Origin of the sequence: Ferrovibrio sp., assembly GCF_029255545.1 — a bacterium.
GTDB lineage: Bacteria > Pseudomonadota > Alphaproteobacteria > Ferrovibrionales > Ferrovibrionaceae > Ferrovibrio.
On record NZ_JANLJJ010000047.1, the window covers coordinates 15,374 to 40,459 of the forward strand.

General features: G+C 65.9%; 29 protein-coding genes. 10 read left to right on the forward strand and 19 right to left on the reverse strand.

The genetic code is table 11. From position 1 onward, the window contains the following. Positions 1-3 precede the first annotated feature (3 nt). From pheT to rpmI, 4 genes are all read right to left on the reverse strand, one after another. Complete coding sequence (gene pheT, locus Q1J79_RS09345) at positions 4-2,406, reverse strand: phenylalanine--tRNA ligase subunit beta (protein WP_300299533.1); 2,403 nt, start codon at positions 2,404-2,406, stop codon at positions 4-6. Beyond that, the gene (gene pheS / locus Q1J79_RS09350) at positions 2,403-3,485 is read right to left on the reverse strand and encodes a phenylalanine--tRNA ligase subunit alpha (RefSeq protein WP_300299535.1); all 1,083 of its coding nucleotides are present in this window, start codon (positions 3,483-3,485) and stop codon (positions 2,403-2,405) included. Before pheS ends, pheT begins: the two co-directional genes overlap by 4 nt. A 114-nt stretch (positions 3,486-3,599) precedes the next feature. After that, positions 3,600-3,968, reverse strand: coding sequence for a 50S ribosomal protein L20 (gene rplT, locus Q1J79_RS09355; protein ID WP_300299537.1), 369 nt, complete (start codon positions 3,966-3,968; stop codon positions 3,600-3,602). Positions 3,969-3,985: 17 nt separating this feature from the next. Beyond that, complete coding sequence (rpmI, locus tag Q1J79_RS09360) at positions 3,986-4,186, reverse strand: 50S ribosomal protein L35 (protein ID WP_144068321.1); 201 nt, start codon at positions 4,184-4,186, stop codon at positions 3,986-3,988. Positions 4,187-4,919: 733 nt separating this feature from the next. Here rpmI and Q1J79_RS09365 point away from each other — a divergent pair. Both Q1J79_RS09365 and Q1J79_RS09370 read left to right on the forward strand, forming a co-directional pair. Then, on the forward strand, positions 4,920-5,672 hold the full coding sequence (locus tag Q1J79_RS09365) for a DEAD/DEAH box helicase (protein ID WP_300299539.1): 753 nt from the start codon (positions 4,920-4,922) through the stop codon (positions 5,670-5,672). Positions 5,673-5,844: 172 nt separating this feature from the next. Then, positions 5,845-6,792, forward strand: a complete 948-nt coding sequence (locus Q1J79_RS09370) for a methyltransferase domain-containing protein (RefSeq protein WP_300299541.1) — start codon at positions 5,845-5,847, stop codon at positions 6,790-6,792. Positions 6,793-6,894: 102 nt separating this feature from the next. On the opposite strand, the gene Q1J79_RS09375 is transcribed toward Q1J79_RS09370, so the two are convergent. The 14 genes from Q1J79_RS09375 to Q1J79_RS09440 all read right to left on the reverse strand — a co-directional run bounded on the left by Q1J79_RS09375 (position 6,895) and on the right by Q1J79_RS09440 (position 16,546). Next, the gene (locus tag Q1J79_RS09375) at positions 6,895-7,380 is read right to left on the reverse strand and encodes a F0F1 ATP synthase subunit B (RefSeq protein WP_300299543.1); all 486 of its coding nucleotides are present in this window, start codon (positions 7,378-7,380) and stop codon (positions 6,895-6,897) included. 16 nt (positions 7,381-7,396) lie between these two features. Then, positions 7,397-7,888: a F0F1 ATP synthase subunit B' gene (locus Q1J79_RS09380; protein WP_300299545.1), complete on the reverse strand. Its 492-nt coding sequence runs from the start codon at positions 7,886-7,888 to the stop codon at positions 7,397-7,399. Between the two features lie 5 nt (positions 7,889-7,893). After that, positions 7,894-8,118, reverse strand: a complete 225-nt coding sequence (locus Q1J79_RS09385; protein WP_144068315.1) for a F0F1 ATP synthase subunit C — start codon at positions 8,116-8,118, stop codon at positions 7,894-7,896. Positions 8,119-8,175: 57 nt separating this feature from the next. Beyond that, complete coding sequence (locus Q1J79_RS09390; RefSeq protein WP_300299548.1) at positions 8,176-8,940, reverse strand: F0F1 ATP synthase subunit A; 765 nt, start codon at positions 8,938-8,940, stop codon at positions 8,176-8,178. 14 nt (positions 8,941-8,954) lie between these two features. After that, on the reverse strand, positions 8,955-9,356 hold the full coding sequence (locus tag Q1J79_RS09395; RefSeq protein ID WP_300299550.1) for an AtpZ/AtpI family protein: 402 nt from the start codon (positions 9,354-9,356) through the stop codon (positions 8,955-8,957). A 265-nt stretch (positions 9,357-9,621) separates the two neighbouring features. Beyond that, a complete protein-coding gene (locus Q1J79_RS09400; protein ID WP_300299552.1) occupies positions 9,622-10,215 on the reverse strand; it encodes a PAS domain-containing protein in 594 nt (197 codons plus the stop codon). Between the two features lie 79 nt (positions 10,216-10,294). Further along, entirely contained in the window at positions 10,295-10,879 is a 585-nt protein-coding gene (locus Q1J79_RS09405; protein WP_300299554.1) for a PAS domain-containing protein, read from the reverse strand. Positions 10,880-10,892: 13 nt separating this feature from the next. Further along, entirely contained in the window at positions 10,893-11,651 is a 759-nt protein-coding gene (locus tag Q1J79_RS09410) for a molybdopterin-synthase adenylyltransferase MoeB (RefSeq protein WP_300299556.1), read from the reverse strand. A gap of 10 nt (positions 11,652-11,661) precedes the next feature. Further along, positions 11,662-12,642: a cysteine synthase A gene (cysK, locus tag Q1J79_RS09415; protein ID WP_300299558.1), complete on the reverse strand. Its 981-nt coding sequence runs from the start codon at positions 12,640-12,642 to the stop codon at positions 11,662-11,664. 57 nt (positions 12,643-12,699) lie between these two features. Beyond that, positions 12,700-13,152 (reverse strand): Rrf2 family transcriptional regulator, encoded by a 453-nt coding sequence (locus tag Q1J79_RS09420; protein WP_300299560.1) that lies wholly within the window; start codon positions 13,150-13,152, stop codon positions 12,700-12,702. A 13-nt stretch (positions 13,153-13,165) separates the two neighbouring features. Beyond that, on the reverse strand, positions 13,166-13,657 hold the full coding sequence (gene dut, locus Q1J79_RS09425; protein WP_300299562.1) for a dUTP diphosphatase: 492 nt from the start codon (positions 13,655-13,657) through the stop codon (positions 13,166-13,168). Next, positions 13,654-14,997 carry a bifunctional phosphopantothenoylcysteine decarboxylase/phosphopantothenate--cysteine ligase CoaBC gene (gene coaBC, locus Q1J79_RS09430; protein WP_300299564.1) on the reverse strand — a complete coding sequence of 448 codons (1,344 nt, stop codon included), beginning with the start codon at positions 14,995-14,997 and terminating at the stop codon, positions 13,654-13,656. The genes dut and coaBC overlap by 4 nt, the downstream gene beginning before the upstream one ends. 129 nt (positions 14,998-15,126) lie before the next feature. Further along, on the reverse strand, positions 15,127-15,867 hold the full coding sequence (locus Q1J79_RS09435) for an SDR family NAD(P)-dependent oxidoreductase (RefSeq protein ID WP_300299566.1): 741 nt from the start codon (positions 15,865-15,867) through the stop codon (positions 15,127-15,129). Positions 15,868-15,931: 64 nt separating this feature from the next. Next, positions 15,932-16,546, reverse strand: coding sequence for a TetR/AcrR family transcriptional regulator (locus Q1J79_RS09440; protein ID WP_300299568.1), 615 nt, complete (start codon positions 16,544-16,546; stop codon positions 15,932-15,934). Between the two features lie 115 nt (positions 16,547-16,661). Here Q1J79_RS09440 and Q1J79_RS09445 point away from each other — a divergent pair, with 115 nt between their 5' ends. From Q1J79_RS09445 to Q1J79_RS09480, 8 genes are all read left to right on the forward strand, one after another. Next, positions 16,662-17,339, forward strand: a complete 678-nt coding sequence (locus Q1J79_RS09445; protein ID WP_300299570.1) for a hypothetical protein — start codon at positions 16,662-16,664, stop codon at positions 17,337-17,339. A gap of 127 nt (positions 17,340-17,466) precedes the next feature. Continuing rightward, positions 17,467-18,594, forward strand: a complete 1,128-nt coding sequence (locus Q1J79_RS09450) for a carboxylate-amine ligase (RefSeq protein WP_300299572.1) — start codon at positions 17,467-17,469, stop codon at positions 18,592-18,594. A 33-nt stretch (positions 18,595-18,627) separates the two neighbouring features. Next, positions 18,628-18,906: an RNA-binding S4 domain-containing protein gene (locus Q1J79_RS09455; protein WP_300299574.1), complete on the forward strand. Its 279-nt coding sequence runs from the start codon at positions 18,628-18,630 to the stop codon at positions 18,904-18,906. 171 nt (positions 18,907-19,077) lie between these two features. After that, entirely contained in the window at positions 19,078-19,419 is a 342-nt protein-coding gene (fdxA, locus tag Q1J79_RS09460) for a ferredoxin FdxA (protein WP_300299576.1), read from the forward strand. A gap of 374 nt (positions 19,420-19,793) precedes the next feature. Continuing rightward, positions 19,794-20,810: a CarD family transcriptional regulator gene (locus tag Q1J79_RS09465; RefSeq protein ID WP_300299578.1), complete on the forward strand. Its 1,017-nt coding sequence runs from the start codon at positions 19,794-19,796 to the stop codon at positions 20,808-20,810. A gap of 217 nt (positions 20,811-21,027) precedes the next feature. Next, complete coding sequence (locus Q1J79_RS09470; RefSeq protein ID WP_300299580.1) at positions 21,028-21,828, forward strand: hypothetical protein; 801 nt, start codon at positions 21,028-21,030, stop codon at positions 21,826-21,828. A gap of 66 nt (positions 21,829-21,894) precedes the next feature. Then, positions 21,895-22,515 (forward strand): PAS domain-containing protein, encoded by a 621-nt coding sequence (locus tag Q1J79_RS09475; RefSeq protein WP_300299582.1) that lies wholly within the window; start codon positions 21,895-21,897, stop codon positions 22,513-22,515. A 73-nt stretch (positions 22,516-22,588) separates the two neighbouring features. Further along, positions 22,589-23,482 (forward strand): RNA polymerase factor sigma-32, encoded by an 894-nt coding sequence (locus Q1J79_RS09480; RefSeq protein WP_300299584.1) that lies wholly within the window; start codon positions 22,589-22,591, stop codon positions 23,480-23,482. A gap of 127 nt (positions 23,483-23,609) precedes the next feature. On the opposite strand, the gene Q1J79_RS09485 is transcribed toward Q1J79_RS09480, so the two are convergent. Then, positions 23,610-25,082, reverse strand: coding sequence for a M48 family metalloprotease (locus tag Q1J79_RS09485; RefSeq protein ID WP_300299586.1), 1,473 nt, complete (start codon positions 25,080-25,082; stop codon positions 23,610-23,612). Between the last annotated feature and the right edge of the window lie 4 nt (positions 25,083-25,086).

The window sequence follows — 25,086 nt, forward strand, 5'->3', positions numbered from 1 at the left end:
CGGCTAAGCGCGCAAAGTCGCGCCGCAGGCCTTTTCGGCCGCGGCCACGATCTTTTTCGCCACCGCATCGATCTCGGCATCGGTCAGCGTCTGCTGCTGGGGTTCCAGCCGCACGCTGACCGCCAGCGATTTCTTGCCCTCGGGGATGCCGGCGCCTGAGAAAACGTCGAACACGGACGCGCGCGCAATCAGCGCCTTGTCGGAACCGCGCACCGCCTTCAGCAGCGTGTCGGCGGCGACGGTGGCATCGACGATGAAGGCGAAATCGCGGTCCACCGCCTGCAGCTCGGAGAGTTTGAGCGCGGGTTTGGCTTTGGTTTTGGCGCGGCTGGCCGGGATGCGGTCGAGATAGATCTCGAAGCCCACCAGCGGCCCCTTGATGTCCATTGCCTGCAATGCGCGCGGGTGCAGCTCGCCAAAGACGGCCAGCACGGTCTTGGGGCCGAGCCGCAACGTGCCCGAGCGGCCGGGATGGTAATACTCCGGCGCGCCATCCATCACCATCAGCGAGTCCACCGCCACGCCGGCAGCAGACAGCGCGGCCATCGCGTCGGCCTTGGCGTCATAGGCATCGACGCCGCGCGGGCGCTCGCGCCAGTGGCGCGGGCCGGTCTGGCCGCGGCGGATGCCGCCGGCGACCAGGGCCTGGCCGTCCTGCGCGGCCGAGGCGTATTGCGGCCCCAGCTCGAACAGCGCGACATCCATCATGCCGCGATCCATGTTGCGTTTCGCCGCCGCGATCAGGCCGGGCAGCGTGGACGGCCGCATGGCGTCCATGTCGGCCGAGATCGGGTTGACCAGCAGCAGCTCGGGCTGGCCGCCGCCAAACACCTCGGCCTCGGCGCGCTTGATGAAGGAATAGGTGACGGCCTCGATGAGGCCACGCGCGGCCAGCGCGCGGCGAATGACGCGGACGCGGCGCTGGCCGGCATTCACCGCCGGCTGCGGCACGGCGCGCAGCATGGGCAGCGGCACGGCGGGAATCGCCTCGAAGCCATGCAGGCGCGCGATTTCCTCGACCAGGTCGGCCTCGCCGTCGATATCCGGTCGCCAGGAGGGCGGCGCCACGGAAAGCGTGTCGCCCGCCGGCGTGACAGTGAAGCCGAGCGCCTGCAGGATGCGGGTCTGTTCCGCGACGGCCAAATCGAAGCCGACTAGGTTGTGCAGCCGCGACGGCCGCAGGGTGAGGCTGCGCCGCCATTCGGGCTCGACGCCATCGACCACGACCTCCGACGGCGTGCCGCCGCACAGATCGAGGATCATCTGGGTCGCCAGCTCGATGCCCGGCCGCACCATGGCCGGATCGACCGTGCGCTCGAAGCGGTGGCGCGCGTCGGAATGGATGCCGAGCTTGCGGCCGGTGGTGGCGATGCGCACCGGATCGAACCAGGCGCATTCGAGGAAAACATCGGTGGTGCTTTCCGAGCAGCCGGAATGCTCGCCGCCCATGATGCCGCCGATGCCCTCCGGGCCGTTATCGTCGGCGATCACGCACATCGTCTCGTCGAGCGTGTATTCGCGGCCATCCAGCGCCAGCAGTTTTTCGCCGGCCCTGGCCATGCGCGGCTGGATGTCGCCCTTCACCTTGGCGGCATCGAAGACGTGCAGCGGACGGCCGAGGTCGTAGGTGAAGAAATTGGTGATATCGACCAGCGCCGAGATCGGCCGCAGGCCGATGGCCTTCAGGCGCTGCTGCAGCCAGCGCGGCGACGGACCGTTCTTCACGCCGCGCACCAGCCGGCCGGCGAAGATCGCGCAGGCCTTGTCGGTTTCCGGCGTGAACTGGCGGCGCACGTTGATCGGGCTCTTGAACTGACCCGGCACCGGCTTGATCTCGAGCGGCTTGAGCCTGCCCAGCCCGGCGGCGGCCAGGTCGCGCGCGATGCCGCGCACGCCAAGGCAGTCGCCGCGGTTGGGCGTCAGCTTGATCTCGATCGTCGGATCATCCAGGCCCATCACGGCGGCAAACGGCGCGCCGGTGGGGGCATCGGCCGGCAGATCGATGATCCCAGTATGCTCATCGGTCAGGCCCATCTCGCGTTCCGAGCAGAGCATGCCGTTGGAGGCGACGCCGCGGATGGTGGCGGCCTTCAGCAGAAGCTGCGTGCCGGGCGCGGTGGAGCCAACCGGCGCGAAGACACCTTTCATGCCGGCGCGCGCATTCGGCGCGCCGCAGACCACCTGCAGGGTTTCCTTGCCCGTGAAGACCTCGCAGACCCGCAGCTTGTCGGCGTTGGGATGCGGCTCGGCCTTCCTCACCTCGGCCACCACGAAGGGGGCGAAAACGGCGGCGGGATCGGTGATGCCCTCGACCTCGAGGCCGATGGCGGTGAGCTTGGCGGCGATCTCATCCAGCGAAGCGTTCGTGTCGAGATGGCTTTTCAGCCAGGCGAGCGTGAATTTCATCGCGCGACCCCCTGGCCCAAAGTGGGCACGTCAAGCGGCACGAATCCGTAATGCTTCAGCCAGCGCAGATCGGCATCGAAGAAGGCGCGCAGGTCGGGGATGCCGTATTTCAGCATGGCGATGCGGTCGATGCCCATGCCCCAGGCAAAACCCTGCCATTCGGCCGGATCGAGGCCGCAATGCTGCAGCACGCGCGGATGCACCATGCCGGAACCGAGGATTTCCAGCCAGTCGTCGCCCTCGCCCACGCGCAGCACGCCGCCCTCGCGCGAACAGTTGATGTCGACTTCCGCCGAGGGCTCGGTGAAGGGGAAGTAGCTGGGGCGGAAACGCATCTTCACATTGTCGGTCTCGAAGAAGGCCTTGCAGAATTCGACCAGCGTACCCTTCAGGTGGCCCATATGGATGTTGCGGTCGATCACCAGGCCTTCGATCTGGTGGAACATGGGCGTATGCGTCATGTCGTAGTCGGAGCGATAGGTGCGCCCCGGCACGACGATGCGATAGGGCGGCGGGCCCGACCGCATGGTGCGGATCTGCACCGGCGAGGTGTGGGTGCGCAGCACCATCTGCTCGCCGTCTTCGCGTTTCGGCAGATAGAAGGTGTCCTGCATCTGCCGCGCCGGATGCTCGGCCGGAATGTTCAGCGCGGTGAAATTGTGGAAGTCGTCTTCGATATCCGGGCCTTCGGCGATCGAGAAGCCCATGGCGGCGAAGATCTCGGTGATCTCGTCGATCACCTGGCTGACCGGATGGATGCGACCCTGGCTCTCGTGGCTCTCGCCCAGCGGCAGCGTCATGTCGAGCTTTTCCGCCACCAGCCGCGCATTGATCGCGGCATCGGCCAGCACGCCCTTGCGCGCCTCGATGGCGCCGCCCAGGCGATCCTTCACCTCGTTGAGCATCTGGGCGCGCGCCTTGCGGTCGTCCGGCGACAGGCCGCCCAGGTCCTTCAGCGCGGCGCTGAGCCAGCCCTTCTTGCCGAGCACGGCAAGGCGGGCCTCTTCCAGGGCGTCCAGCGTCTGGGCCGCAGCAACGGCCTTCTCGGCCTCGGCTGCCAGCGTGGTGATCTCGGTCATGCTTCCTCTTTCAACGCACAGAGCAGCGACAGCGTGGACAAAAACAAAGGGGGCCGCAATGACGGCCCCCTTCGCAAACAGTCGCTTGAAACAGTATTGGCGAGCGCGGGCCGATCAGGCCGCCGCGGCAGGCAGGGCCGCTTTGGCCTGCGCCACCAGGGCGTTGAAAGCCTCGGGCTCGTGCACCGCGAGATCGGCCAGGACCTTGCGGTCGATCTCGATGCCGGCGAGCGCGAGGCCGTTGATAAATCGGCCGTAGGTCAGACCCTGTTCGCGGGCAGCGGCGTTGATGCGCTGGATCCACAGCGAACGGAAGTTGCGCTTCTTGGCGCGACGGTCGCGGAACGCATACTGCAGTCCCTTCTCGACCTTCTCGATCGCGACGCGGAAGACGGTGGAATTGCGGCCACGGTAGCCCTTGGCGAGCTTCAGGACCTTCTTGTGGCGGGCATGGGCGGTAACGCCCCGCTTAACACGTGCCATGTCAGTGTCTCCTTAACTCAGGCGTTGGGCAGGTAGTTCTTGATGATCTTGCGCGCATCGCCTTCGAACACCACGGCGGTGCCGCGATGATTCCGGATCTGCTTGTTGGTGCGCTTGATCATGCCGTGACGCTTGCCCGCATGGGCCCGCTTCACCTTGCCGGTCGCCGTGAGCTTGAAGCGCTTCTTGGCCGAGCTCTTGGTCTTCAACTTGGGCATTTCATAACCTCCGAAGGTATGGAGTGATCTTCAGGACGAACTCGGCAGCCCTTCCGGCCGGAACGCCCGATACGAGGGCGCGGTTTTAGCGGCCGGACAGCCACTTGGCAAGCGGCTTGGGCAAGGCGATCTGCCGGCCGGGCGGCCGGTTACAGGGTCCGGAAGCCCGGATAAGCCCCGAACCGGGGCCGGGGCCGAGACCGCGCCCAGACCGGGCCCAGACCGGGGCCAGAACCGATGCCGGAGGGCCGGCCGGCCCGACCCGCCTCCACCGCCAAGATGCCGGAAAAGGTTAACGCCACTGCCGAGTCGCGCCCTGCCACGCCCCGCCGCCACTCGGCCGACGGGCTGCGGCAACCCGGGTTTCCCGTGTCTGGCGAAACCGTCGGGAAAGCGGCAAATCCACCATGATCCCCTTGAAAATCATTATGCTTTTTCCCATTTGACCAGACGAAGGCAGGCTTGGAAAAACGGCAAAATCCACCCGCATTACGTGATTGTCGCAGGATGAGGTTTCGCGCTTGCAAAACGAGGAACGGCCGCTAGTATCACGCGGGTTCGCGGTACCCCGCAGGACGCCGCTGTACCCAATGTTCCTGGCTTCCGTGACAAGCCTTCCCGTTCGCCGCCGCGCCGATCCGGCGCTGCCGGACAGGGTGGGATTGTCGCCCGTGACAGCCCCCCCGGTACGCCGCCCCTGGCGGACCTGCCGTGTGATATAGATTGCAGACCGATGTTGAACGCCAACCAATTCTCGCAGCTCGATCTCGTAGAACCCATTCAGCGCGCGTTGACCGCTGAAAAGCATGTTGCGCCGACGCCGATCCAGGCCAAGGCCATCCCGCATCTTCTGCAGGGCCGCGATCTGTTGGGCCAGGCCGAAGCCGGCGCCGGCAAGACCGTCGCCTTCACCCTGCCGATCCTGCAGCATCTGTCGATCGACCGGCATCCGGCCGGCGCGCGCAAAGCGCGCGCGCTGATCCTGACCACCTCGCGTGAGCGGGTGCAGCATATCCAGGAAAGTTTCCGCGCCTATGGCCGCTTCGTGCGCCTGAGCCAGGCCACTGTTTACGAAGGCCCCGGCAAGGCGGCGCAGGCGCAGTCCCTGTCGCGCGGCATCGACATTCTGATCGGCACTCCGGGTCGCGTCGTGGAACTGATCAATGCCGGCCAGCTCGAGCTGAACAAGCTCGAGATCATGGTGCTGGACGAAACCGACCGCATGCTGGAGCTGGGCGTGACCAACGAGCTGCGCGCCATCTTCGAGGCCGCGCCGACCGAGCGCCAGACCATCGTGTTCGCCACCACGCTGCCGGCCGAGATCAAGCAGCTGGCCGACAACCTGCTGACCGACCCGGTCACCGTGCTGGCCAACCCGCCGGCGCCGCGCCTGATCACCACCGCCCAGTCGGCCCGCATCCGCGACACCGAGGCCCGCCGCCGGGTGCGCGACCTGCTGCCCGAGCGTATCGGCGGCCGGCGCTAACCACCTAAGGTTATCAAAACTCAACGCTTTTCCAGGCGCCCGCCTTTTAGCGGGCGCTTGCCTGTGGGGCTGGTCTGCGCCAGATTCACCAGGCTTCGCCGTGGGCGGATGCCCGGCAACGAAATCTCAACCACGCCGCTGATACAGATGTGGGAATCGGCTGAATGCGGGTATGGCTTTGGTGGTGAAGGAGAATACCGAGCAATCCTCTGACCTGAGCTGGCGCGACAAGCTGCGCGCCTGGTGGCATGGCGATGATTACGTCATCCATCATGAGGGCGAGGAACATGCGGTCGCGGCGGAGCCCGAGGCCGCGCCGGTGGAGGAATTGCCGCGCGAAATACCGAGCATCGCGAGCTGGACGCCGCGGCGGCGCCAGATCGTGCAGAAACTGTTTGGCGAAGGCTTCAACCAGCCCGGCGGCGAAGAGCTGATGAAACCGCTGATCTCGCCGCTGGGCCTCAACCCCAACCTCTCGATCACCGAACTGGGCTGCGGCATGGGCGGCATGAGCCGCATGATGGCGCGCGAGAATCTGTGGATCGATGCCTACGAGCCCGATCGCGACCTGGCCGACAGCGCCATCGACCTGGCCAAGCACCAGGGCGTGAAGCAGCGCATCAACATCAAGACCACCCCGCTGGACGAGATCCAGTTCAAGCGCAAGAGCGTTGACGTGGTGGTGTCGAAGGACGGGCTGATGCCGGTGCAGGACAAGCGCCTGCTGCTGGCCAAGATCCGCGCCGCCATGAAGCCGGGCGGCCAGTTGATGTTCACCGATTTCCTGCTCACGGGCTCGACCGAAAGCCGTGTCTACGAGGTCTGGTGGGACCGCGAGCCGGTGAAGCCGCATCTGCTGACGCCCGAAGGCCTGCAGGCCGAGCTGGAAAGCCTGAACTTCGTCATCTGCTATATCGAGGACGTCACCGAGGAACTGAAAGCCGCGGTGCTGGATGCGTTTGCCAAATACGCCGAGGAAGTGAAGCTCAAGGGCCGCAATGTCGACGAGAACGAGCGCGAATGGGCGATTTCGGAAGGCGAGCACTGGGCGATCCGCCTCAGCGCCATGGATGCCCATGTGATCCGGCTCTACCGCATCTATTGCCGCGTGGTGGATTGAGGCCCAGCCCAATCGGCCACAACGAAAGCCCGCGTCATATCCGGGCAAACAAAAAGGGCCGCAGTCATGCGGCCCTTTTTCATTGCGCGATGGAAACGCGGATCAGTGCAGCCTGGCCTTGACCTCGCCGATGGCGCGGTCGATCTGGGCGGCGGCGGCGGGACCCTGCAGCGACTGGCCGAGCACCTGACCGGCGGCGGCGATCGCCACCTCGACCGCGGTGGCGCGGACTTCCTGCAACGCCTGCTTCTCGGCCTGGGCGATCTTGTCCTCGGCCTGCTTGCGGCGACGCTCCAGGCTGGCCTTCAGATCGGCCTCGGCCTCGCGGACCAGGGTTTTCGCCTCGGCCTCGGCGGCCGCGACGATCTCCTCGGCTTCCTTCATGGCATTGCGCTGCTTGCGCTGATACTCGGCGAAGAGCTGCTGCGCCTCCTGGTGCAGCCGCTCCGCCTCGTCGAGATCCCGCTTGATCTTCGCGGCGCGCTCGTCGAGCTGGCCCAGCACCTTGCCCGGCACCTTCAGATAGAAGATCAGGGCAAAGAACAGGACGAAGGCGACCAGCACCCAGAATGTCGGATCTTGGAACATGGGGTTCTCCGATCCTTCAGTTCTGCTTGGCCATGGCCTGGGCCACCGCGGCATTCACCGCATCGGTGGCCGGCGCCGCGCCGCTCAGGCGCGCCACCACGTCGGAGGCGGCATCGGCGGCGACCGAGGTCAGCGAGGCAAGCGCCTGCTGCTTGGCCGCCAGGATGCGGGCTTCCGCCGTCCTGGTCTGCTCGGCGATTTCGGCATCGACCCTGGCGCGCAGGGCTGCCGCATCGGCCGAAAGCCGGGTGCGGGTTTCGCCGGCAATACCCTGGGCCCTGGCGCGAGCCTGGGCCAGGGCCTGTTCGTAGTCGGCGATGGCCTTCTCAGTCTCGCGCTTCAGCCGGGCTGCCTCTTCCAGATCGTGCTCAAGGCGCTTCTTGCGCCCGTCGACGACCTCAGCCACGCGCGGCAGAGCAACCTTCGCCATCAACACATAGAGGATGGCGAAGGTGATCAGCAGCCAGACGAGCTGCGGCAGGAAAGTGGCTGTTTCGAGCTGAGGCATTTAACTCAGACGAACAGGATCAGCAGGGCGATCAGCAGCGCGAAGATGCCGAGCGCTTCGGTCACGGCGAAGCCCAGCATCAGGTTGCCGAACAGCTTCGGGGCGGCGCCCGGGTTGCGCAGCGCGCCATTGAGGAAGTTCGCGAAAATCAGGCCCACGCCGATCGCCGCGCCGCCCATGCCGATCGCCGCAATGCCGGCACCGATCATCTTGGCAGAAGCAAGATCCATGATACTCATCCTTTCTAGGTTTGAACTGGTAGTCTGGTTGAACTGAACAAAAAACGCTTAGTGGTGCTCCATGTTGACCGCCTCGGCCAGGTAGAGGCAGGTCAGGATGGCGAACACATAGGCCTGCAGGAAGGCGATCAGGAATTCCAGCGCGGTCAGCGCGGTGACCATGATCAGCGGCAGGATGCCCGAAACCGACAGCGCGCCACCCATGCCGATCATCGAGACGACGAAGCCGGCGAACACCTTCAGCGTGGTATGGCCCGCCAGCATGTTGGCGCACAGACGCAGGCTGAGACTGATCGGGCGCGAGAGATACGAGATGATCTCGATCGGCACGATTACCGGGGCCAGCCACATCGGCACGCCGGCCGGCATGAAATGGGTGAAGAAATGGATGCCATTGCGGGCGATGGCAATCAGCGTGACGCCGAGGAACACCACCACGGCCAGCGCGAAGGTGACGATGATGTGGCTGGTGACCGTGAAGCTGTAGGGGATCATGCCCAGCATGTTGCTGAACAGGATGAACATGAACAGCGAGAAGATGAACGGGAAATACTGGCGGCCGTTGGGGCCGACATTCTCGCGCACCATGCCGGCGACGAATTCGTAGGACAGCTCGGCGAGCGACTGCAGGCGGCCCGGCACCAGGCTGCGCTGGCGCATGCCATAGACCATCAGCAAGGTGGCGCCGACAGTGGCCAGCACCATGAACAGCGAGGCGTTGGTGAAGGAGAAGGCCTGCAGCTGGCCGCTCTCGCCGCAAAGCGCGAGGCACTTGACCTTGAACTGTTCGAGCGGGCTATGGGACTCGGCCACCGTAAACCCCTTTCCTACTTTTTCTTCCCGGCTTCGTCAGCGGCCGCATCGGCCTGCTGTCGCGCCTGCATCACCAGTGCCGTGCGGATCGCCGACCACAAGGCCGCGGCGACGCCCAGCAGAATAAACCCGAGCAGACCCCAGGGCGCCGTACCGAACCAGCGGTCTATCCACCAGCCGATGAAGAGCGACACGACCACCGCGGCGACCATTTCGATCGCCAGCGACCAGGCCTTGCCGACCTGCTGCATCTGGCGGGGATCCGCCTCCGGCCGCTGGTCGGCTTCCGCCCCCCGGCGCCCCCGCACATCCGCCAGCTTCTGGTCCAGCCGCGCCAGATCGGCGTGGCTGTCATCCACCGGCGGCCGTGAGAGGCCGCTGCTATCCGGTTTGGGCGATCGGGTATCGTCAGCCATGGGCATAAGCTCCGGCCTGAGGGAATCCGCCACCCCCGGAAAGCGCCGGCACCATAGAAACCGGCTTGGTCAGCGTCAAGCCGCCCCGGGGTCGGTGATCAGTTGAGAATTACTTGCATCTGCCAAATCAAGCCCTTTGCAAACAATGGTTTTTCATGGGCTATTCGGCGCAGTCGCAATGCCGCGTTTTGCGCCCTGCCCGGCTGGGCCAGGGGTGGCCGGATACTGCGACAATCCGTCGCAGTCTGCCCGATGAGGGAGCTGATCAGGCGGCAGGCGGCAGGCCTGGCGGCAGAGCGGCGCAGGGGAAATAGGTCACGTTCGGCCCGACATGGGGCGGGTGCTGCGCCTCGGTAACCGGATTGTAGTGGTAAAGCGACAGGCCCAGCATGCCCCAGGGACGGCCATCGGGCCAGCTGAGCGGCACCACCAGACGGTCGGCCGGCTTTTCCGCCCGGCCCTGCGGGATGATCGGCCGGTGCCCGACATGCACCGCCGGCTCGGTGACGATCCGGCGGTATATCGCCAGGGCGGTGGCGGCGCTGTCCGGCGGCATGAAGTCCTGCGGCTGGCGGCCGATCATGGGCTGCCCCCAGGCCTCATGCACTTTTTCGCCAGCCAGGGTGCAGATGAAACCACCATCCTCCGCCCGGTAGCGGAACATGTAGACATGCGGCAGGCAGGATTTGATCGCCGCCGGGTCGATGGCGTCCCGCGGTGCGGTCAGGCCCTGGCGCTTTTCGGCCCAGTGGCGCAGCAGCAGGCTGAACCGCGGATCGCTGAAGATCGGCCAGGTGCCGGGAGGCGCCACCAGGCCATCCCGCTCCGCAACTGACGGCAGATCTGAATACTGCTCCATACCGGCATCATGCTAAGCGAGCCTCACGCCAGCGTCGAGCCGGAGCCATCCGCATTCACACCCGGCAAGCCGGCGGGCTTCACAACGGCGGCAAATCCGGGGGCAGATCGGCGCAGGGATGCCGCCAGGCCTGGACCAGCAGCGGGGCAGCCTGCGGCTGGTCGCGCCGGCGGTCATAGCCCAGCAGGGTCAGGCCGATGGCGCCATAGGGCGCCCCGGCATCGTCGCAGAGCGGCAGCATCAGCCGGCGGGCCAGCCGGGTGCCGGGGAGATCGCTTACCGGAGTGATGCTGGATGTGCCGTGGACGATGGCCGGGATCAGGGCGACGCGCTTCAGTCGCTCGTTGACGATGCCGCCCTGCTCCGGGCCCCAGAGCTCCATCGGCGTCTTGCCCATGATGGAAAAACCCCATGCCTCGTTCAGCTTGTCGCCGGCCAGAGAACAGACCACATGGCTGCGGTCCTCACTCAGGCGGAAAATCCACAATTCCGGCAGGCAGGGAATGATCGAGGCGGGATCGACCGCGCTGCGCGGCGGCGCCAGACGATTCCCGCGCCATTCGGCCCAGCGCCGCAAGAGCAGTTGCAGCCGGGCATCGTCTATGTCGGGCCAGTGGCCGCGGACGATGTATTCGTTAGCGGCAGCATCAAACTCAACAGTCATGTCACGCAATCGGTCAGGCGCCGCCACAGGTACGGCAATGCGGGTCGCGGCGCAGTTTCACGGTACGGACATCGCCGCGCAATGCGTCATACAGTAGCAGGCGGCCGGACAGGCTCTCGCCCAGGCCAAGCAATTCCTTGACCACCTCAAGCGCCTGCAGGCTGCCCATCACGCCGCCCAGGGCGCCGAGCACGCCGGCTTCCGAACAGGCCGGCACGCTGCCCGGCGGCGGTGGCTCGGGGAAGACGCAGCGATAGCAGGGATGCGGCTCGCCCAGATGCGCCTTGAAGGTGGAGAGCTGACCGTCGAAGCGCAGCATCGCCGCCGTGACCAGCGTTTTCCTCAGGCGGTAGCAGGTATCGTTGACCAGGAAGCGCGTGTCGAAATTGTCGCTGCCATCGGCAACGAGGTCATAGGCGCCGATCAGCGCATCGGCGCTCTCGGGCGTCAGGCGCTGGGTATGCTCGATGACGCGGACATGCGGGTTGAGCGCCGACAGGGCGACTGCGGCGCTTTCGGTCTTCTTGATGCCGAGGCGTTCGGTATTGTGCAGCACCTGGCGCTGCAGGTTGGACAGCGACACGGTATCGTCGTCGACGATGCCAATCGTGCCGACGCCCGCGGCGGCCAGATAAAGCAGCAGGGGCGAACCCAGCCCGCCGGCGCCGATCACCAGCACGCGGGAGCGCTTCAGCGCCTGCTGCCCGGCGCCGCCGATCTCGGGCAGGATGATATGGCGGGCATAACGCTCAAGCTCGTCCTTGCCGAACACGGCCACGATCTCAGAGACCGTCGAACAGGGCGGTGGAGAGATAACGCTCGGCGAAGGACGGGATGATGACGACCACCGTCTTGCCTTCCATGCCGGGCCGCGATGCGACTTCCAGTCCGGCCGCCATCGCGGCGCCCGAGGAAATGCCGGCCGGAATGCCTTCCAGTTTCGCCATGCGGCGCGAGGTCTCGAAGGCGGTCTCGTTGCCGATGGTGATCACCTCGTCGATCAGCGACGTGTCGAGATTTCCGGGGATGAAGCCGGCGCCGATACCCTGGATCTTGTGCGGGCCGGCCTTGCCGGCCGAGATCATCGGGCTGTCTTCCGGCTCGACCGCCACCATGCGCAGGGATGGCTTTTTCTTCTTCAGCACGCTGCCGATGCCGGTCAGCGTGCCGCCGGTGCCGACGCCGGAGATCACCACATCGACCTTGCCGGCGGTATCGGTCCAGATTTCCTCGGCCGTGGTGTGGCGGTGGATTTCCGGATTGGCCGGATTCTCGAATTGCTGCGGCATCACCGCGCCGGGGATCTGCTTCACCAGCTCGTCGGCGCGGGCCAGCGCGCCCTTCATGCCCATGCCGGCCGGGGTGAGGTCGAGCTCGGCGCCGAGGAACCTGAGCATCTTGCGGCGCTCCAGCGACATGCTTTCCGGCATCACCAGGATCAGGCGATAGCCCTTGGCGGCGGCGACGAAAGCCAGCGCGATGCCGGTATTGCCCGAGGTGGGCTCGACGATGGTGGCGCCGGGCCTGAGCTTGCCGGCGGCTTCCAGCGCCTCGATCATGGCGATGCCGATGCGATCCTTCACGGAACTCAGCGGATTGAAGAATTCCAGCTTGGCCAGCAGATCGGCTTTCGCTCCCGCCTCACTGGCCAGGCGGTTGATGCGCACCAGCGGCGTGGCGCCGATGGTGTCGACGATGGAGTCGTAGACCCGGCCGCGCGGCGGATTGACCGGACGGATGGTGTTGGGGCGCGCCTGCGTCATGATTCCTCCCGTTTTATCGGCATCGCTTCGATGATCCTGCGGTCAGGACGCAACGCTTCAGATGGCGAAATTATCCGCGCCTTCCAGTTCGGCGGCAAAGCCGGCGGTTTCGGCCCGGCCGCACAGGTCTTCCAGGGTGATCTTGTCGACGCGCGCCATCAGCACGGCCTGGCATTCCTCCCAGATCGGCTGCACGGTGCGGCGGCCGAGCTCGGAACCGGCGGCAAAATCATCCTCGCCATCGGCATCCAGCTCGGAGACGATGCGCACCACCTCGCCCACCGTGATGCGGCGGCGTTCGCGCGCCAGCGTATAACCGCCGCGCGGCCCGCGCACGCCTTTCAGGATGCCGTTGCGCACCAGGTGCTGCATCACCTGTTCCAGATAGCGTTGCGGCACGCCCTGTCGCGTGGCGATATCCTTGGACTGCACCGGTTCAGGCCGCGCATGAAAGGCGATATCCACCACCGCTTCCAGGGCGTGCATGGTACGCCGCGTGCACTTGAGCATTGTCGTCGTCTCCTCAGGCTGTCTTGGCCGCAGCGCCAGTACCGGGGCCAGTACCGGTGCCGGTCGAGCCGAAGCCGCCGGCGCCGCGCTGGGTCTGCGGCAATTCCGCCGCCTCGATCCACGCGATGCGGCTATATGCGGCGATCACCATCTGCGCGATGCGTTCGCCACGGTTGATGACAAAAGCCTTGTCGCCGTGGTTGATCAGCACCACGCCGACCTCGCCACGATAATCGGCATCGATGGTGCCGGGCGCGTTCAGCACGGTGATGCCGTGCTTGAGCGCCAGACCGGAGCGTGGCCGCACCTGCGCCTCGAAGCCCGGCGGCACCGCGATGCTGAGACCGGTCGGCACCAGCTTGCGCTCGCCCGGCTGCAGCGTCAGCGGCTCACTGACCGCGGCCAGCAGATCGAGGCCCGCGGCATCCGCCGTGGCATAGGCCGGCAGCGGCAGGTCGGCGCCATGGGGCAGCCGTTTCAGCGGCACATGCAAAGGTGCGGTCATGCGGACTTGTCTTTCTTCCTGCGGGAGGCACTGAAATGCTCGGCGATGCGTTCGGCCAGGCGGGCCGCCACATCCTGCTTGCTCATGGTGGGCCAGTCTTCCACCGACGCTTTGGCTTCAACAGAGTCGCCACGCACCAGATGCACGGTGTTGCGGTCACCGCCGAAGGTGCCGCTGCCTTCCGCCACGCTGTTGGCCACGATCCAGTCGCAGCCTTTCGATTGCAGCTTCTTGCGCGCATAGGCCACCACATTCTCGGTCTCGGCGGCGAAACCGACCACCAGCGCCGGCCGGCGCTTGGGATCGGTGGTGGCGATGGCGCGCAGGATATCCGGATTCTCGGCCAGCTTCAGGGTGGGCGGCAGATCGCCGCTTTTTTTCAGCTTCTGCGGCGCCTCCACGGCAACGCGCCAGTCGGCCACGGCGGCGGCGCAGACCACGGCATCGACCGGCAGGTTGAGGAAGCAATGCTCAAACATCTCGCGCGCCGATTCCACATGCACGGTCTTCACGCCGGGCGGATCGGGCAGGCTGACCGGGCCGCTGACCAGGGTGACCTCGGCGCCCTGGGCGGCCAGGGCGGCGGCGATGGCATGGCCCTGCTTGCCCGAGGAACGGTTGGCGATGTAGCGCACCGGGTCGATCGGCTCGTGCGTGGGGCCGGAGGTGACGATGATCCTGCGGCCTTTCAGGCCCTGGGCCAGCGGCTGCACGCTGGCCGGCGTGGGTGCAGGGCGGGCCGCCGAAACCAGCGTGAGATGGCGCGGCAGCGGCTTGCCGAGCTGTGCCTCGATGGCGGCGATGATTTCCAGCGGCTCGGCCATGCGGCCGGGACCGAATTCGCCGCAGGCCATCTCGCCGTCGTTGGGCCCGATGATGGCGACGCCATCCTTCCTGAGCTGCTCGATATTGCGCTGGGTGGCCGGATGCACCCACATGCGCACATTCATCGCCGGCGCGACCAGGATGGGCTTGTCGGTCGCGAGCAGCAAAGTGGTGGCCATGTCATCGGCCAGACCCTGGGCCATGCGGGCGAGGATATTGGCAGTGGCCGGCGCGACCACCAGCAAATCGGCATCGCGCGAGAGTTCGATATGGCCCATCTCGGCTTCGTCGGTCAGCGAGAAGAGATTGCTCGCGACCTTCTCGCCGCTCAGGGCGGAGACGCTCATGGGGGTGACGAAATGCTCGGCCCCGCTGGTCATCGCACAGCGCACGGCGGCGCCGCGCTCGCGCAGGCGGCGGATCAGCTCAAGCGACTTGTAGGCGGCGATGCCGCCCGAAATCACCAGCAGGATGCGTTTGCCCTTGAGCAAGGTTCCCTCGGCGGTTTTTCCCATGCGGGTCCGGGCTGCAAGCCCGCGGACCCGGTTACGCATATATCCCAGCGCAATCGGCTATATTACGCGGATATAATGTGTTTAAGGCTAATCCACCTGCAAGAAAACCACAAGCCCCGCCGGGGTTTCTCAGACGTGCTGGCCGCCGTTAATGTGGATTTCCGCCCCGTTTACATAGGATGAGGTCTGGGTGCACAGGAAATAGATCGTGCTGGCCACTTCCTCGGGTTTGCCCAGGCGATGCATGGGGATTTCCCGGCGCACGATCTCGTCGGTACCCGGCGAGAGGATCGAGGTGTCGATCTCGCCCGGGGCGATGGCGTTGACCCGCACGTTATGCGGCCCAAACTCCCAGGCCATTTCGCGGGTCAGCGCCGCCAAAGCCGCCTTGGAGGTGGCATAGGCCATGCCGGCGAAGGGATGCACGCGCGAGCCCGCAATCGAGGTGACGTTGACGATCGAACCCTGGGCCGCCTTCAGCTGCTCGAACAGGCCTTTCGCCAGCAGGGCCACCGAAAACAGGTTGACGTTATAGACATGCATCAGCGCGGCGAGGTCTGTATCCAGCACACCGAGCCGCGAACCGCCGGGCCCCTTGGGCGAGATCGCGGCATTGTTGACCAGGGCATCGAGCTTGCCATCGGGCAGCCGCTTTTTCAGATCGGCAATCGTCGCCGGCAGGGTCGAGATGTCGTTGAGGTCCATCTGCACATGGCTCTCGGCGCCGCCTTCCCAGGGGCAGTGCTCCGAAAACGGCTGCCGCGAAACGGTGAAGACGCGCCAGCCGGCAGCGGAAAAGCGCTTCACGGTGGCATGGCCGATGCCGCGACTGGCGCCGGTGAGGATGAGCGTGCGTTGACGGTCTGTCATAGTTGCAAATCTATCGCAGGCGCAGGATGGGCGCCAGCGGCGGCATGGCGCATTGTGGCGACGGTCACTCCGGCGCCGCACCACGCGCAAAAAACCGACTGATCGCCTCGATCTCGCTTTCGTCATCCCACGCAAGATCGGGCGCCAGGGCGAAACGCCCCACCAGATAGCCGAGGTTGAGCGACAGAAACAGCCGGGCCAGGCTTTGCGGCGAACTGCGACGCGTCACACGCCCCTCGTGCTGGAGGCGGGAGAAAAGGCCAGTCAGCGGCTGCCAGACGGCATCCCGCCATTGCATGGCGAACCGGTGACGTAACTGTTCGTCCCGCAGCAGCTCGACCAGCAACAGGCGCATCAGCTCGGGCGCCTGTCCGATCGCCTGCATGCGTGCGGCCAGCAGGGCTCTGTGCCAGAGCGCAAGATCATCGCCCTGCGCTTCCACCGCCTGGCGCAGGGCTTCGAGTGAGCCCGGCACAAGGTGCGGCAACACGGCTTCGTCGATCACCGCCCGCACCAGGCTGTCCTTCGAGCCGAAATGCTTGAACAGCGTACGCTCGGTGGTTCCAGCCTCGGCGGCAATCTCGCGGGTGCTGGTCTGGGCCACGCCCTGGCGGGCAAACAGCCGGATGGCCGCCCAGAGAATGTCGATATGCTTGGTGGGGCGCGGGCCTCGGGTCATGGCACAGGACCGTACCGGCTTGACGTCCCGGGATAAAGTGTATAGTGATTGCTATACACTTTATTTTCGCGAGGACCCAGTGATGTTTGCCGCTCCGGCCGGCCCGAGTCCGCTCATGGCGGGCGACGCCCCCGCCTATCCCGCACGCCATGCCCGGCCGCCCGAGCCGTTGCGGCTGCCCTGGGCTCTGAAGCCGCTCGGCTCCGCCCTCTATGGCGTCGAGCAGCGGCCCGACGGCCGGCTGTGCTACTGGATCCGGCACGACATCATCAGAGGCGTCACGCCGCGCATGCTGGTCTGGTGGTTCTCGCATCTGGAGGGCGACATCGAGATCGAGGGGCGGCGCATCAACCGCTATCGCGCCTGGCATCCCTATGACCATGTCCATGCCAGCTACGCGCGACGCCTGGCCGATGGCAGCGTCGGTCCCGGCGCAGTGATCCGGCTGCGCGAGTATCTGGGCGGCAATCCGGCCTACGAGGTCGACATCACCACCGAGATCGAGAAGCTCGACGAAGAAGGCTATATCCACAATCCGGTGCTGCATGGCATTTCCGGGCTGGCGCGCATGGAATACCGCTTCACCCGCGTCGCCGGCGGCACGCTGTATGAGAACTGCCTGCTGGTCGGCGGGCAGAGCGGCTGGCGGCGCGCCATCACACCGCTGATGCAGCGCTTCGGCTTTCCGCATGACCGCGGCATCGCGTGGCTGCGCCACAATATCGAGGAGGTTGGGCAGTTCGAGCATTTCCTGCCCGGCCTGTACCGGCAGGAAACCGGCTGCAGCGAATGAGCAAAACACCCGGCATCGCCATATTCCGGCCGCATTGAGCCTTGAAACAGGCCTGCCCGGGGCAGGCGCCGCCAGACGGCACGCCGCGCCGCCTTCCGCATCAAGGACATTGCGCAAGGAGGTTCCGATGAGCGTCGGCTATCCCATCGGCATCGAAGAAGAATATTTCCTGGCCGAGGCTGAGACCAAGAATGCGGTGGCGCGCATGCCCAAGGCGTTGATCCGGCGGGCGCGCGGCGCGTTGGGCGAGCAGGTGACGCCCGAATTGCTGCAATCGCAGATCGAGATCGCCACGCCGATCTGCCATTCCATCGACGAGGCGCGCAATCACCTGCGCCGCTATCGCCGCGCCCTGCGCGATGCCACGGCGGAATTCGACCTGGAGGTTTTCGCCGCCGGCACCCATCCGATGGCGGAATGGAACGAGCAGCAGCCGACCGATAAGCCGCGCTATCACAAGCTGGCCGATGACCTGAAATTCCTCGCCATGCGCAACATGATGTGCGGCCTGCATGTGCACGTGGAGCTGCGCGATCCGCATGTGCGGATCGACGTGATGAACCGTATCCTGCCGTTTTTGCCGGTGCTGCTGGCGCTCAGCACCTCGTCGCCATTCTGGCGCAAGCATGCCACCGGGCTGATGGGTTATCGCCTGGCCGCCTATGACGAATTGCCGCGCACCGGCATTCCGGATTTCTTCGTCAACCTGGCCGACTACAACAGCTTCATCAATACGCTGGTGTCGTCCGGCGTGATCGAGGATGCCAGCCATGTCTGGTGGGCGATCCGGCCTTCCTTGCGTTTTCCCACGCTGGAACTGCGCATCGCCGATTCCTGCACCCATCTGGAAGATACGCTGTGCATCGCCGCGATCTATCGCTGCCTGGTGCGTGCGCTGCGCCGCCTGCCCGACCTGAACGGCATCTGGCGCAACCACACGCGGCTGCTGATCGAGGAAAACCGCTGGCGCGCCCAGCGTTATGGCACCACCGCGGGCATGATTGATTTCGACGCCCGCCGCGTCGTGCCGTTTACCGATATCATCGAAGCCATGCTCGGCCTGATCGCCGAGGATGCGGCGGCGCTGGGCTGCGAAACGGAAGTGGCGCATGCCCGCGCCATCCTGGCGCGCGGCACCTCGGCGGCGCAGCAGATGGCGCTGTACCGTCGCCTGCGCGACGAGGAGGGCGCCAGCCGGATCGAGGCGCTGCGCGCGGTGGTGGGCTGGCTGGCGGAAACGACGGCGGCGGCCTAGCCGAGGGTTTGTGACCGGTTATAGTCACGACCGATGACCGAGGACGAAAACGAAGCCGCAGCCCTGCGGCTGGACAAATGGCTGTGGCTGGCGCGCTTCTGCAAGACGCGGGCGATCGGCCAGAAGATGGCCGGCAAGGGCCGCATCCGCATCAACGGCCGCGTGGTCGACAAACCCCATGCCCTGGTGCGGGTGGGCGATGTGCTGACTCTGCCGCTGCCAGCCGGGGTGAAGGTGATCCGTATCTTAAGCCTGCCATCCCGCCGCGGGCCGGCGCCGGAGGCGCAGGCGACTTATGAGACCATGCCCTGACCGGCAGTCGCGTCTGGCTGCGACATGGCAACGCAGCTGCGGAATCTGCTTGACCAATTACTGTATGTACACGAATAATTGACCGGGCTTTGGCCCTGTGCTACCCCACGCGCCGCTGCCGCCCCATATCAGGCAGCGCAACCGCAGCCAGCTTTTTCCAGGGTTCCGCCGATGACCTACGTCGTGACCGAGCAGTGCATCAAGTGCAAGTACATGGATTGCGTCGAGGTCTGTCCGGTCGACTGTTTTTATGTCGGCGAGAACATGCTGGTGATCAATCCCGACGAATGCATTGATTGCGGCGTCTGCGAGCCGGAATGCCCGGCCGAGGCGATCCTGCCCGACACCGATAACCGGGCCGAGAGCTGGGTCGAGATGAACCGCGACTACGCCGCCAAGTGGCCAAACATCACCCGCAAGGGCGAGCCACCCGCCGACGCCGACACCTGGAAGGGCGTCGCAGGCAAGTTCGAAAAGCATTTCAGCCCCAATCCGGGCGAAGGCACGAAATAACCGCCCCTTCGGGCTGAAAGCCCGGAAAAGCCGCCAATTTCCACCATAACGCGCAATGATACCCACTTGCGCGTCCGCTTCGCTGCTGTCCACCCCGTCCGGGCTGTGGTATATTATGTAACGGAACAATAACCTCACCCGGAGATCATGCTGGGTGGGTGGGACCGGCTCCTGGACTGCGGCATGCTGATCGCAGCTTCAGGTTGCGCCCGAGAGATTGGTTTCGACCAGAACGGCCTTTGCACGGGTTCCTCCGGAACCTGAAGGGTTTTGTATTTGGTTCTGACCGGTCAGCCGACACTCGGGATGCAGGGCCGGATTTGTTTGATATGAAGCGAGGGTGGCCAGTGACAAAAGCCGCGAAGAAAGCCCCTGTGACCAAGAAGACCAAAGTTCCGGCCAAAGCCGCGCCCGCGAAAGCCAAAGCGGCGGCCAAACCGGCCGCCAAGGTTGCCGCCCGGGCGGCGGCGGTGAAGAAGCCGGCCACGGTGAAGCAACCGGCGAAGGCCACAGCCAAACCGGCGGCCAAGGCGCCGCCCGCCAAGGCCCCGGCGATGAAAGCCCCGGCGGCGAAGGCGCCGGCCGCAAAGCCCCACGCCACAAAGGCAAAGCCGGCCGCCAAACCGCCGGCCAAGGCAGCGGCAAAGCCGGCTGCCAAGCCCGCCGCTGCCGCTCCGGCCAAGAAGAAGGTCGAGACAAAGCCGGCCGCCAAAGTGGTTGTCACGGCCAAAGCAACCGGCAAGGCCGCTCCGCTGCCCCCCGCCCGGCCGTCCAGGCCGATGGCGGTATCCGCCCCCCCGTCGCGGCCGCTGCCGCAGCCGGTGAAGCCCGCCACGCCCGAGCCCAAGCCGGTGCAGCAGGCGCAAAAGCCAATCCAACTGAAACCCGTGCCGGCCAAGGTCAAGGTCGATTTCAGCGCCGGCGACCATGTCGTCTATCCGACCCACGGCGTCGGCAAGATCCTGCGCATCGAGCGCCAGATGATCGCCGGGTTCGAACTCGACCTGATGGTGGTGGAATTCGAGCGCGACAAGATGACGGTGCGCGTGCCGCTGACCAAGGTGAACTCGGTCGGCATCCGCAAGCTCTCCTCGCCGCAGAAGATGCGCACCGCGCTGGATACCCTGAAGGGCCGCGCCCGCATCAAGCGCGCCATGTGGAGCCGCCGCGCCCAGGAATACGAAGCCAAGATCAATTCCGGCGATCCGGTTTCGATCGCCGAAGTGGTGCGCGACCTGCACCGCAATGCCGGCCAGCCGGACCAGAGCTATTCCGAACGCCAGATTTATGAATCGGCGCTCGACCGCCTGGTGCGGGAACTGGCGGCGGTGGAGCGGATCGACGAGGATTCGGCGACCAAGAAGCTGGAAAAGATTCTCAAGATCGCCTGAACTTCCAGGCCGGAACGGCGTTCCGGACACGAAAGGGCGACACGGCTTTTCGCTTCGCATTCTCCAGCGGGTCCGGTAGCATCGGTTGCCGGACCCGCCTTCCATTGGCCGATTCGTTAGGGACTTGTCCGCGCTGTATCCTGCACCCGCTTCCCATGGCGCTCCTGCTTCCGGCGCCCCAGCTTCCGGCGAGTCCGCCGCCGCGACAGCCCCCGCTGTGTCATCCACCGAGGCCTTTGCCGTGCTGCGTCACAGCCGGCGCATCTGGGCGATGGCCGCCATCCATGCCGAAATTGACCGCCTGCGCGATGCGCATAACGAATTGGCCGCCCGGCTGCTGCCCGGCGACCGCATGGTCTATCTCGGCAACATGATCGGCCATGGCGCGGCCACCATCGCCACGCTCGACGAACTGCTGGCCTTCCGCCGCGACTTCCTCTGCCTGCCCGGCGCCGAGCCGGACGACATCGTCTATCTGCGCGGCGCCCAGGAAGAGATGTGGCGCAAGCTGCTGCAGATCCAGTTCGCGCCCGGCCCGGGCGAAGTGTTCGACTGGATGCTGCGCCACGGCCTGGAGCCGATCCTGCGCGGCTACGGCATGGAGCCGGCCCAGGTGCGCGGCATCCTGCGCGAGGGCGCGCTGGGCATCAGTCGCTGGACCAACAGCCTGCGCGCCGCGATCCGCAAGCATCCCGGCCATGACGACCTGTTTGGCTGCTTCCGCCGCGCCGCCTATTCCGAGGGTGGTGAATTGCTGTTCGTGCATGCCGGCATCGATCCGGCCGCGCCATTGGCCAAGCAGTCCGACCACCTTTGGTGGGGTTCGCCGGCTTTCCGCAACCTGGATCAGCCTTACGCCGGCTTCCGGCGGGTGATCAGCGGCGGCAATCCGCGCGGCGAAGGCACCCATCTGGATGCCTTCACCTGCTGCATCGATGGCGGCGCGGGTTTCGGCGGACCGCTCAACGTGGCCTGCTTCTCCCTCGACGGCGCTATCGTCGAGAGTTTTGCCATCTGACATCTTCTCGTTCACACGGCGCATCCACCGCTGGCTGAGTCGACGACAACTTGCTATGCCTTGGGCATGAGCGAACGCGGCGTGCTGGAATCTCTTGTCGAGGCCCTGCTGAGCGATCAGCGCGATACGCTGGCCGAATATTTCACCGCGCGCGGCGCGCGGCTGGAAGCGCTGGAATGGTCGCCGGACAGCACGGTCAGCGATACGCAGCAGATCAGCTTCCTGATCGAGTACTGGAAAAACCTGTGCGGCGACGCCGACCTGCCGGCCGCCGATCGCGTATCGCCGTTCGATCTCAGGCCGGCGCTGGGCCATATCGTGCTGATCGACATGGTCGATGACGGCTGGGACGGGCAATTCCGGCTCTATGGCACCAAGGTGGCCGAGACCTATGGCCGCGACATGACCGGCCGCCGTGTTTCCGACATCGATGGCGGCAACTACATCTCGGTGTTCTTCCGCGCGCTGTATCGCGCGGCCTGCCTGCGCCGCGCCGCGCTGTATACGCTGCACGTGCCGCCGCCGCATGTGGCCGTGGAATCCTGGCAGCGTATCATGCTACCGCTGAGTGACCCGGATGGGCGCGTGGCCCGCTTCCTCGTCAGCAATATCGCCGGCGCCTGGCGGCCACCGGGTGCCGTCACCCGGCCCAACAGCCTGCCATCGGCCATGTTCACGAGAGCGTGACAGGCCACACGCAAGCGTGAGGTGATCCAGGCCCGGCCGGGGGGCGTAGAATTGGCAGACCAGCGAGGCTGCCATGACCCCAGAGCGGACTGCTTCTGCGCGGACTGTATCTTCTTCCGAAGCCAGCGACCGCGCCTTCGTGCGCCGCGCCATGCGTCTGCCGCTGCTGTCGCCCGAAGAGGAAGTCGCCCTGGCGAAGGCCTGGCGCGAAACCCAGAACCAGACTGCCCTGCACAAGCTGGTGGCGCCGCATATGCGGCTGGTGATTTCCACCGCCGTGCGCTTCCGCCATTACGGCCTGCCACTGAACGACCTGATCCAGGAAGGCAATCTCGGCCTGATGCAGGCCGCCGCCCGCTTCGAGCCGGAACGCGAGGTGCGCTTTGCCACCTATGCCGCCTGGTGGATCCGCGCCGCGATCCAGGATTTTGTGCTGCGCAACTGGTCGATCGTGCGCACCGGCACGACGGCGGCGCATAAGTCGCTGTTCTTCAACCTGCGCCGCCTGCGCGCCAGGATCGAGCGCGGCGGCCGCGACGTGCTCACCGTCGAAGGCCGGCGCCAGCTCGCCAGGCAGCTCAATGTCAGCGAGCATGACGTGGTGCATATGGAAAGCCGCCTGGCCGCCGGCGACCGTTCGCTGAATGCCGTGATCGGCGAGGATGGCGAGACCGACTGGCAGGACCTGCTGGTCGACGACCGCCCCAATCCGGAAGACGTGACCATCACCCAGCGCGATGCCCGCCTGAAACGCCGCTGGCTCGGCGAGGCGGTCGCGGCTTTGCCCGAGCGCGAACGCATGATCGTGCAGGCGCGGTTCTACAGCGAGGGCAACGTGACGCTGGAGCGGCTGGGCATCAAACTCGGCATTTCCAAGGAACGTGTGCGCCAGCTGGAGCACCAGGCGCTGAAACGCCTGCGCCGCCATCTGGGCGAGGTGTCCGGGCTGCAGCCAAGCCAGGCGTGAGCAGGATTGCGTGCGATCGAAATGGGGTCCCGGCTCGCGCGATGCAAATGCATCGCTTGGCCGGGATGACGGCTGAAAGAAGATCGTCATCCCGGGCGAACGTCGGCGAGACCGGGTATCCCATTATTCACTCGACCAGTTTCACCCGTTCGCCCGGCTTGAGCTGCTCGCCTTCGCGCAGACCGTTAAGCACGCGGAACTGCTCCAGCTTCAGGCGGCTGAATGGCAGGGTCTCGGCGAGTTTCTCCGCCGTGTCGCCCGGCTGCACCTTCACCACCTTCAGGCGCAGCGGCCGCACCGCCTTCGCCTCGGCCTCGGAGAGGAATTTCAGCGAGTTGACGCTGCGGATCATGGCCGGCTCGATTTTACTCAACCCCCCGGCCGGCGCGATGATGACGAAGCGCAGGATCGCATCGGTGGGAAAGCCGACGGCGATGAAGCGGACATCGGCGTTGCCGCCGCTTTTCATCTGGATGCGCGCCGAACCGGTGGCGGCCGGCATGCCATTGACCTTGATCTCCTCGGCATTCCTCAAACCCAGCTTGGGCACCCAGATGCGGGTGAGATAATCGAGCGCGCTGCGCGATGCCTGCACCTTACGCTTGTCGCCCTCGACATCGAACTGCAGCTTGCCGCCCGGGCCGCTGGCGATCACCGCATCGCTGGTGTTGGAAATACGCCAGTCCTCGGGCACCGAAAAGCTCAGGCGCAGATCTGGATGGGTGAAGGTGCTGCCGCGCACCACGCCTTCCTTCGGATCATCGCCATAGATCATGCCGTTGATGCGGTCGAGATAATCGTCGCGGCGATAGACCGGGCTGGCCGGCTGTTCCTGTGCCGCCGCCATCGCCTCGCGCACGCGCTGTGGCCCGCCGGGATGGGTGGCGAACAGGTCGTTCAGGCGATCGCGGCCGGCCTGGCCGGCCATCTTGGTCGCCAGGTCGCTGTAGTCGCTCAACGATTGCAGGAAAGCGGCCTGGGCATCGGGCGCATAGCCGACGCGCGCCAGCAGCTTGATGCCGATGGTGTCGGCCTCCAGCTCGTTTTCGCGGCTGAAGGCGGCCAGATAGGCGCCGCCACCGATCTGGCCAATCTGGCCGATCAGATCGCCTGCGCCGGAGCCAAGGAAGATCGAGCCAAGGATCGAGGCGCCGGCCACGCCGAGATTGGTGAAGACCGACTTGTCGTAACGCTTTTCCGAATGCTGGGCGATGACATGGCCGATCTCGTGGCCCAGCACGCCGGCCGCCTCGGCCTCGTTGTTGGCGATCGCCAGCGTACCGCGCGTGATGTAGACATAGCCGCCCGGCAGGGCGAAGGCATTGACCACCGGCGAATTCAGCACGGTGAAGGTGAAGTTGCCGGCCGGCTGGCCCGACTGGCCGGCGATCCGCCCGGCAATACCGGCGACATAGGCGCCGATCTCCGGATCGTCATAGGGCCCGCCGAATTCCTTCAGGATTTTCGGATGCTCCTGCGCGCCCAGCCGCTTGGCGTCATCGGGCGACATGAAAATCTGCGCCCGCGCCTGTTCCGGCGCCGCCATGGGCAGCGCGAGGCCGCAGGCCAGCAGCGCGACGACGACAAGATGGCGCAGCATGGCT

What these genes read in the sequence shown, in the direction of transcription:
- Q1J79_RS09440 (WP_300299568.1), bottom strand. Translation starts at nt 16,546, where the DNA reads ATGACCCGAGGCCCGCGCCCCACCAAGCATATCGACATTCTCTGGGCG.
- fdxA (WP_300299576.1), top strand. Translation starts at nt 19,078, where the DNA reads ATGACCTACGTCGTGACCGAGCAGTGCATCAAGTGCAAGTACATGGAT.
- Q1J79_RS09395 (WP_300299550.1), bottom strand. Translation starts at nt 9,356, where the DNA reads ATGGCTGACGATACCCGATCGCCCAAACCGGATAGCAGCGGCCTCTCA.
- Q1J79_RS09375 (WP_300299543.1), bottom strand. Translation starts at nt 7,380, where the DNA reads ATGTTCCAAGATCCGACATTCTGGGTGCTGGTCGCCTTCGTCCTGTTC.
- rpmI (WP_144068321.1), bottom strand. Translation starts at nt 4,186, where the DNA reads ATGCCCAAGTTGAAGACCAAGAGCTCGGCCAAGAAGCGCTTCAAGCTC.
- Q1J79_RS09385 (WP_144068315.1), bottom strand. Translation starts at nt 8,118, where the DNA reads ATGGATCTTGCTTCTGCCAAGATGATCGGTGCCGGCATTGCGGCGATC.
- cysK (WP_300299558.1), bottom strand. Translation starts at nt 12,642, where the DNA reads ATGACGCAGGCGCGCCCCAACACCATCCGTCCGGTCAATCCGCCGCGC.
- Q1J79_RS09420 (WP_300299560.1), bottom strand. Translation starts at nt 13,152, where the DNA reads ATGCTCAAGTGCACGCGGCGTACCATGCACGCCCTGGAAGCGGTGGTG.
- coaBC (WP_300299564.1), bottom strand. Translation starts at nt 14,997, where the DNA reads ATGGGAAAAACCGCCGAGGGAACCTTGCTCAAGGGCAAACGCATCCTG.
- dut (WP_300299562.1), bottom strand. Translation starts at nt 13,657, where the DNA reads ATGACCGCACCTTTGCATGTGCCGCTGAAACGGCTGCCCCATGGCGCC.
- Q1J79_RS09480 (WP_300299584.1), top strand. Translation starts at nt 22,589, where the DNA reads ATGACCCCAGAGCGGACTGCTTCTGCGCGGACTGTATCTTCTTCCGAA.
- Q1J79_RS09450 (WP_300299572.1), top strand. Translation starts at nt 17,467, where the DNA reads ATGAGCGTCGGCTATCCCATCGGCATCGAAGAAGAATATTTCCTGGCC.
- Q1J79_RS09405 (WP_300299554.1), bottom strand. Translation starts at nt 10,879, where the DNA reads ATGACTGTTGAGTTTGATGCTGCCGCTAACGAATACATCGTCCGCGGC.
- Q1J79_RS09485 (WP_300299586.1), bottom strand. Translation starts at nt 25,082, where the DNA reads ATGCTGCGCCATCTTGTCGTCGTCGCGCTGCTGGCCTGCGGCCTCGCG.
- rplT (WP_300299537.1), bottom strand. Translation starts at nt 3,968, where the DNA reads ATGGCACGTGTTAAGCGGGGCGTTACCGCCCATGCCCGCCACAAGAAG.
- Q1J79_RS09435 (WP_300299566.1), bottom strand. Translation starts at nt 15,867, where the DNA reads ATGACAGACCGTCAACGCACGCTCATCCTCACCGGCGCCAGTCGCGGC.
- Q1J79_RS09475 (WP_300299582.1), top strand. Translation starts at nt 21,895, where the DNA reads ATGAGCGAACGCGGCGTGCTGGAATCTCTTGTCGAGGCCCTGCTGAGC.
- Q1J79_RS09455 (WP_300299574.1), top strand. Translation starts at nt 18,628, where the DNA reads ATGACCGAGGACGAAAACGAAGCCGCAGCCCTGCGGCTGGACAAATGG.
- pheT (WP_300299533.1), bottom strand. Translation starts at nt 2,406, where the DNA reads ATGAAATTCACGCTCGCCTGGCTGAAAAGCCATCTCGACACGAACGCT.
- Q1J79_RS09370 (WP_300299541.1), top strand. Translation starts at nt 5,845, where the DNA reads ATGGCTTTGGTGGTGAAGGAGAATACCGAGCAATCCTCTGACCTGAGC.
- pheS (WP_300299535.1), bottom strand. Translation starts at nt 3,485, where the DNA reads ATGACCGAGATCACCACGCTGGCAGCCGAGGCCGAGAAGGCCGTTGCT.
- Q1J79_RS09380 (WP_300299545.1), bottom strand. Translation starts at nt 7,888, where the DNA reads ATGCCTCAGCTCGAAACAGCCACTTTCCTGCCGCAGCTCGTCTGGCTG.
- Q1J79_RS09400 (WP_300299552.1), bottom strand. Translation starts at nt 10,215, where the DNA reads ATGGAGCAGTATTCAGATCTGCCGTCAGTTGCGGAGCGGGATGGCCTG.
- Q1J79_RS09445 (WP_300299570.1), top strand. Translation starts at nt 16,662, where the DNA reads ATGGCGGGCGACGCCCCCGCCTATCCCGCACGCCATGCCCGGCCGCCC.
- Q1J79_RS09365 (WP_300299539.1), top strand. Translation starts at nt 4,920, where the DNA reads ATGTTGAACGCCAACCAATTCTCGCAGCTCGATCTCGTAGAACCCATT.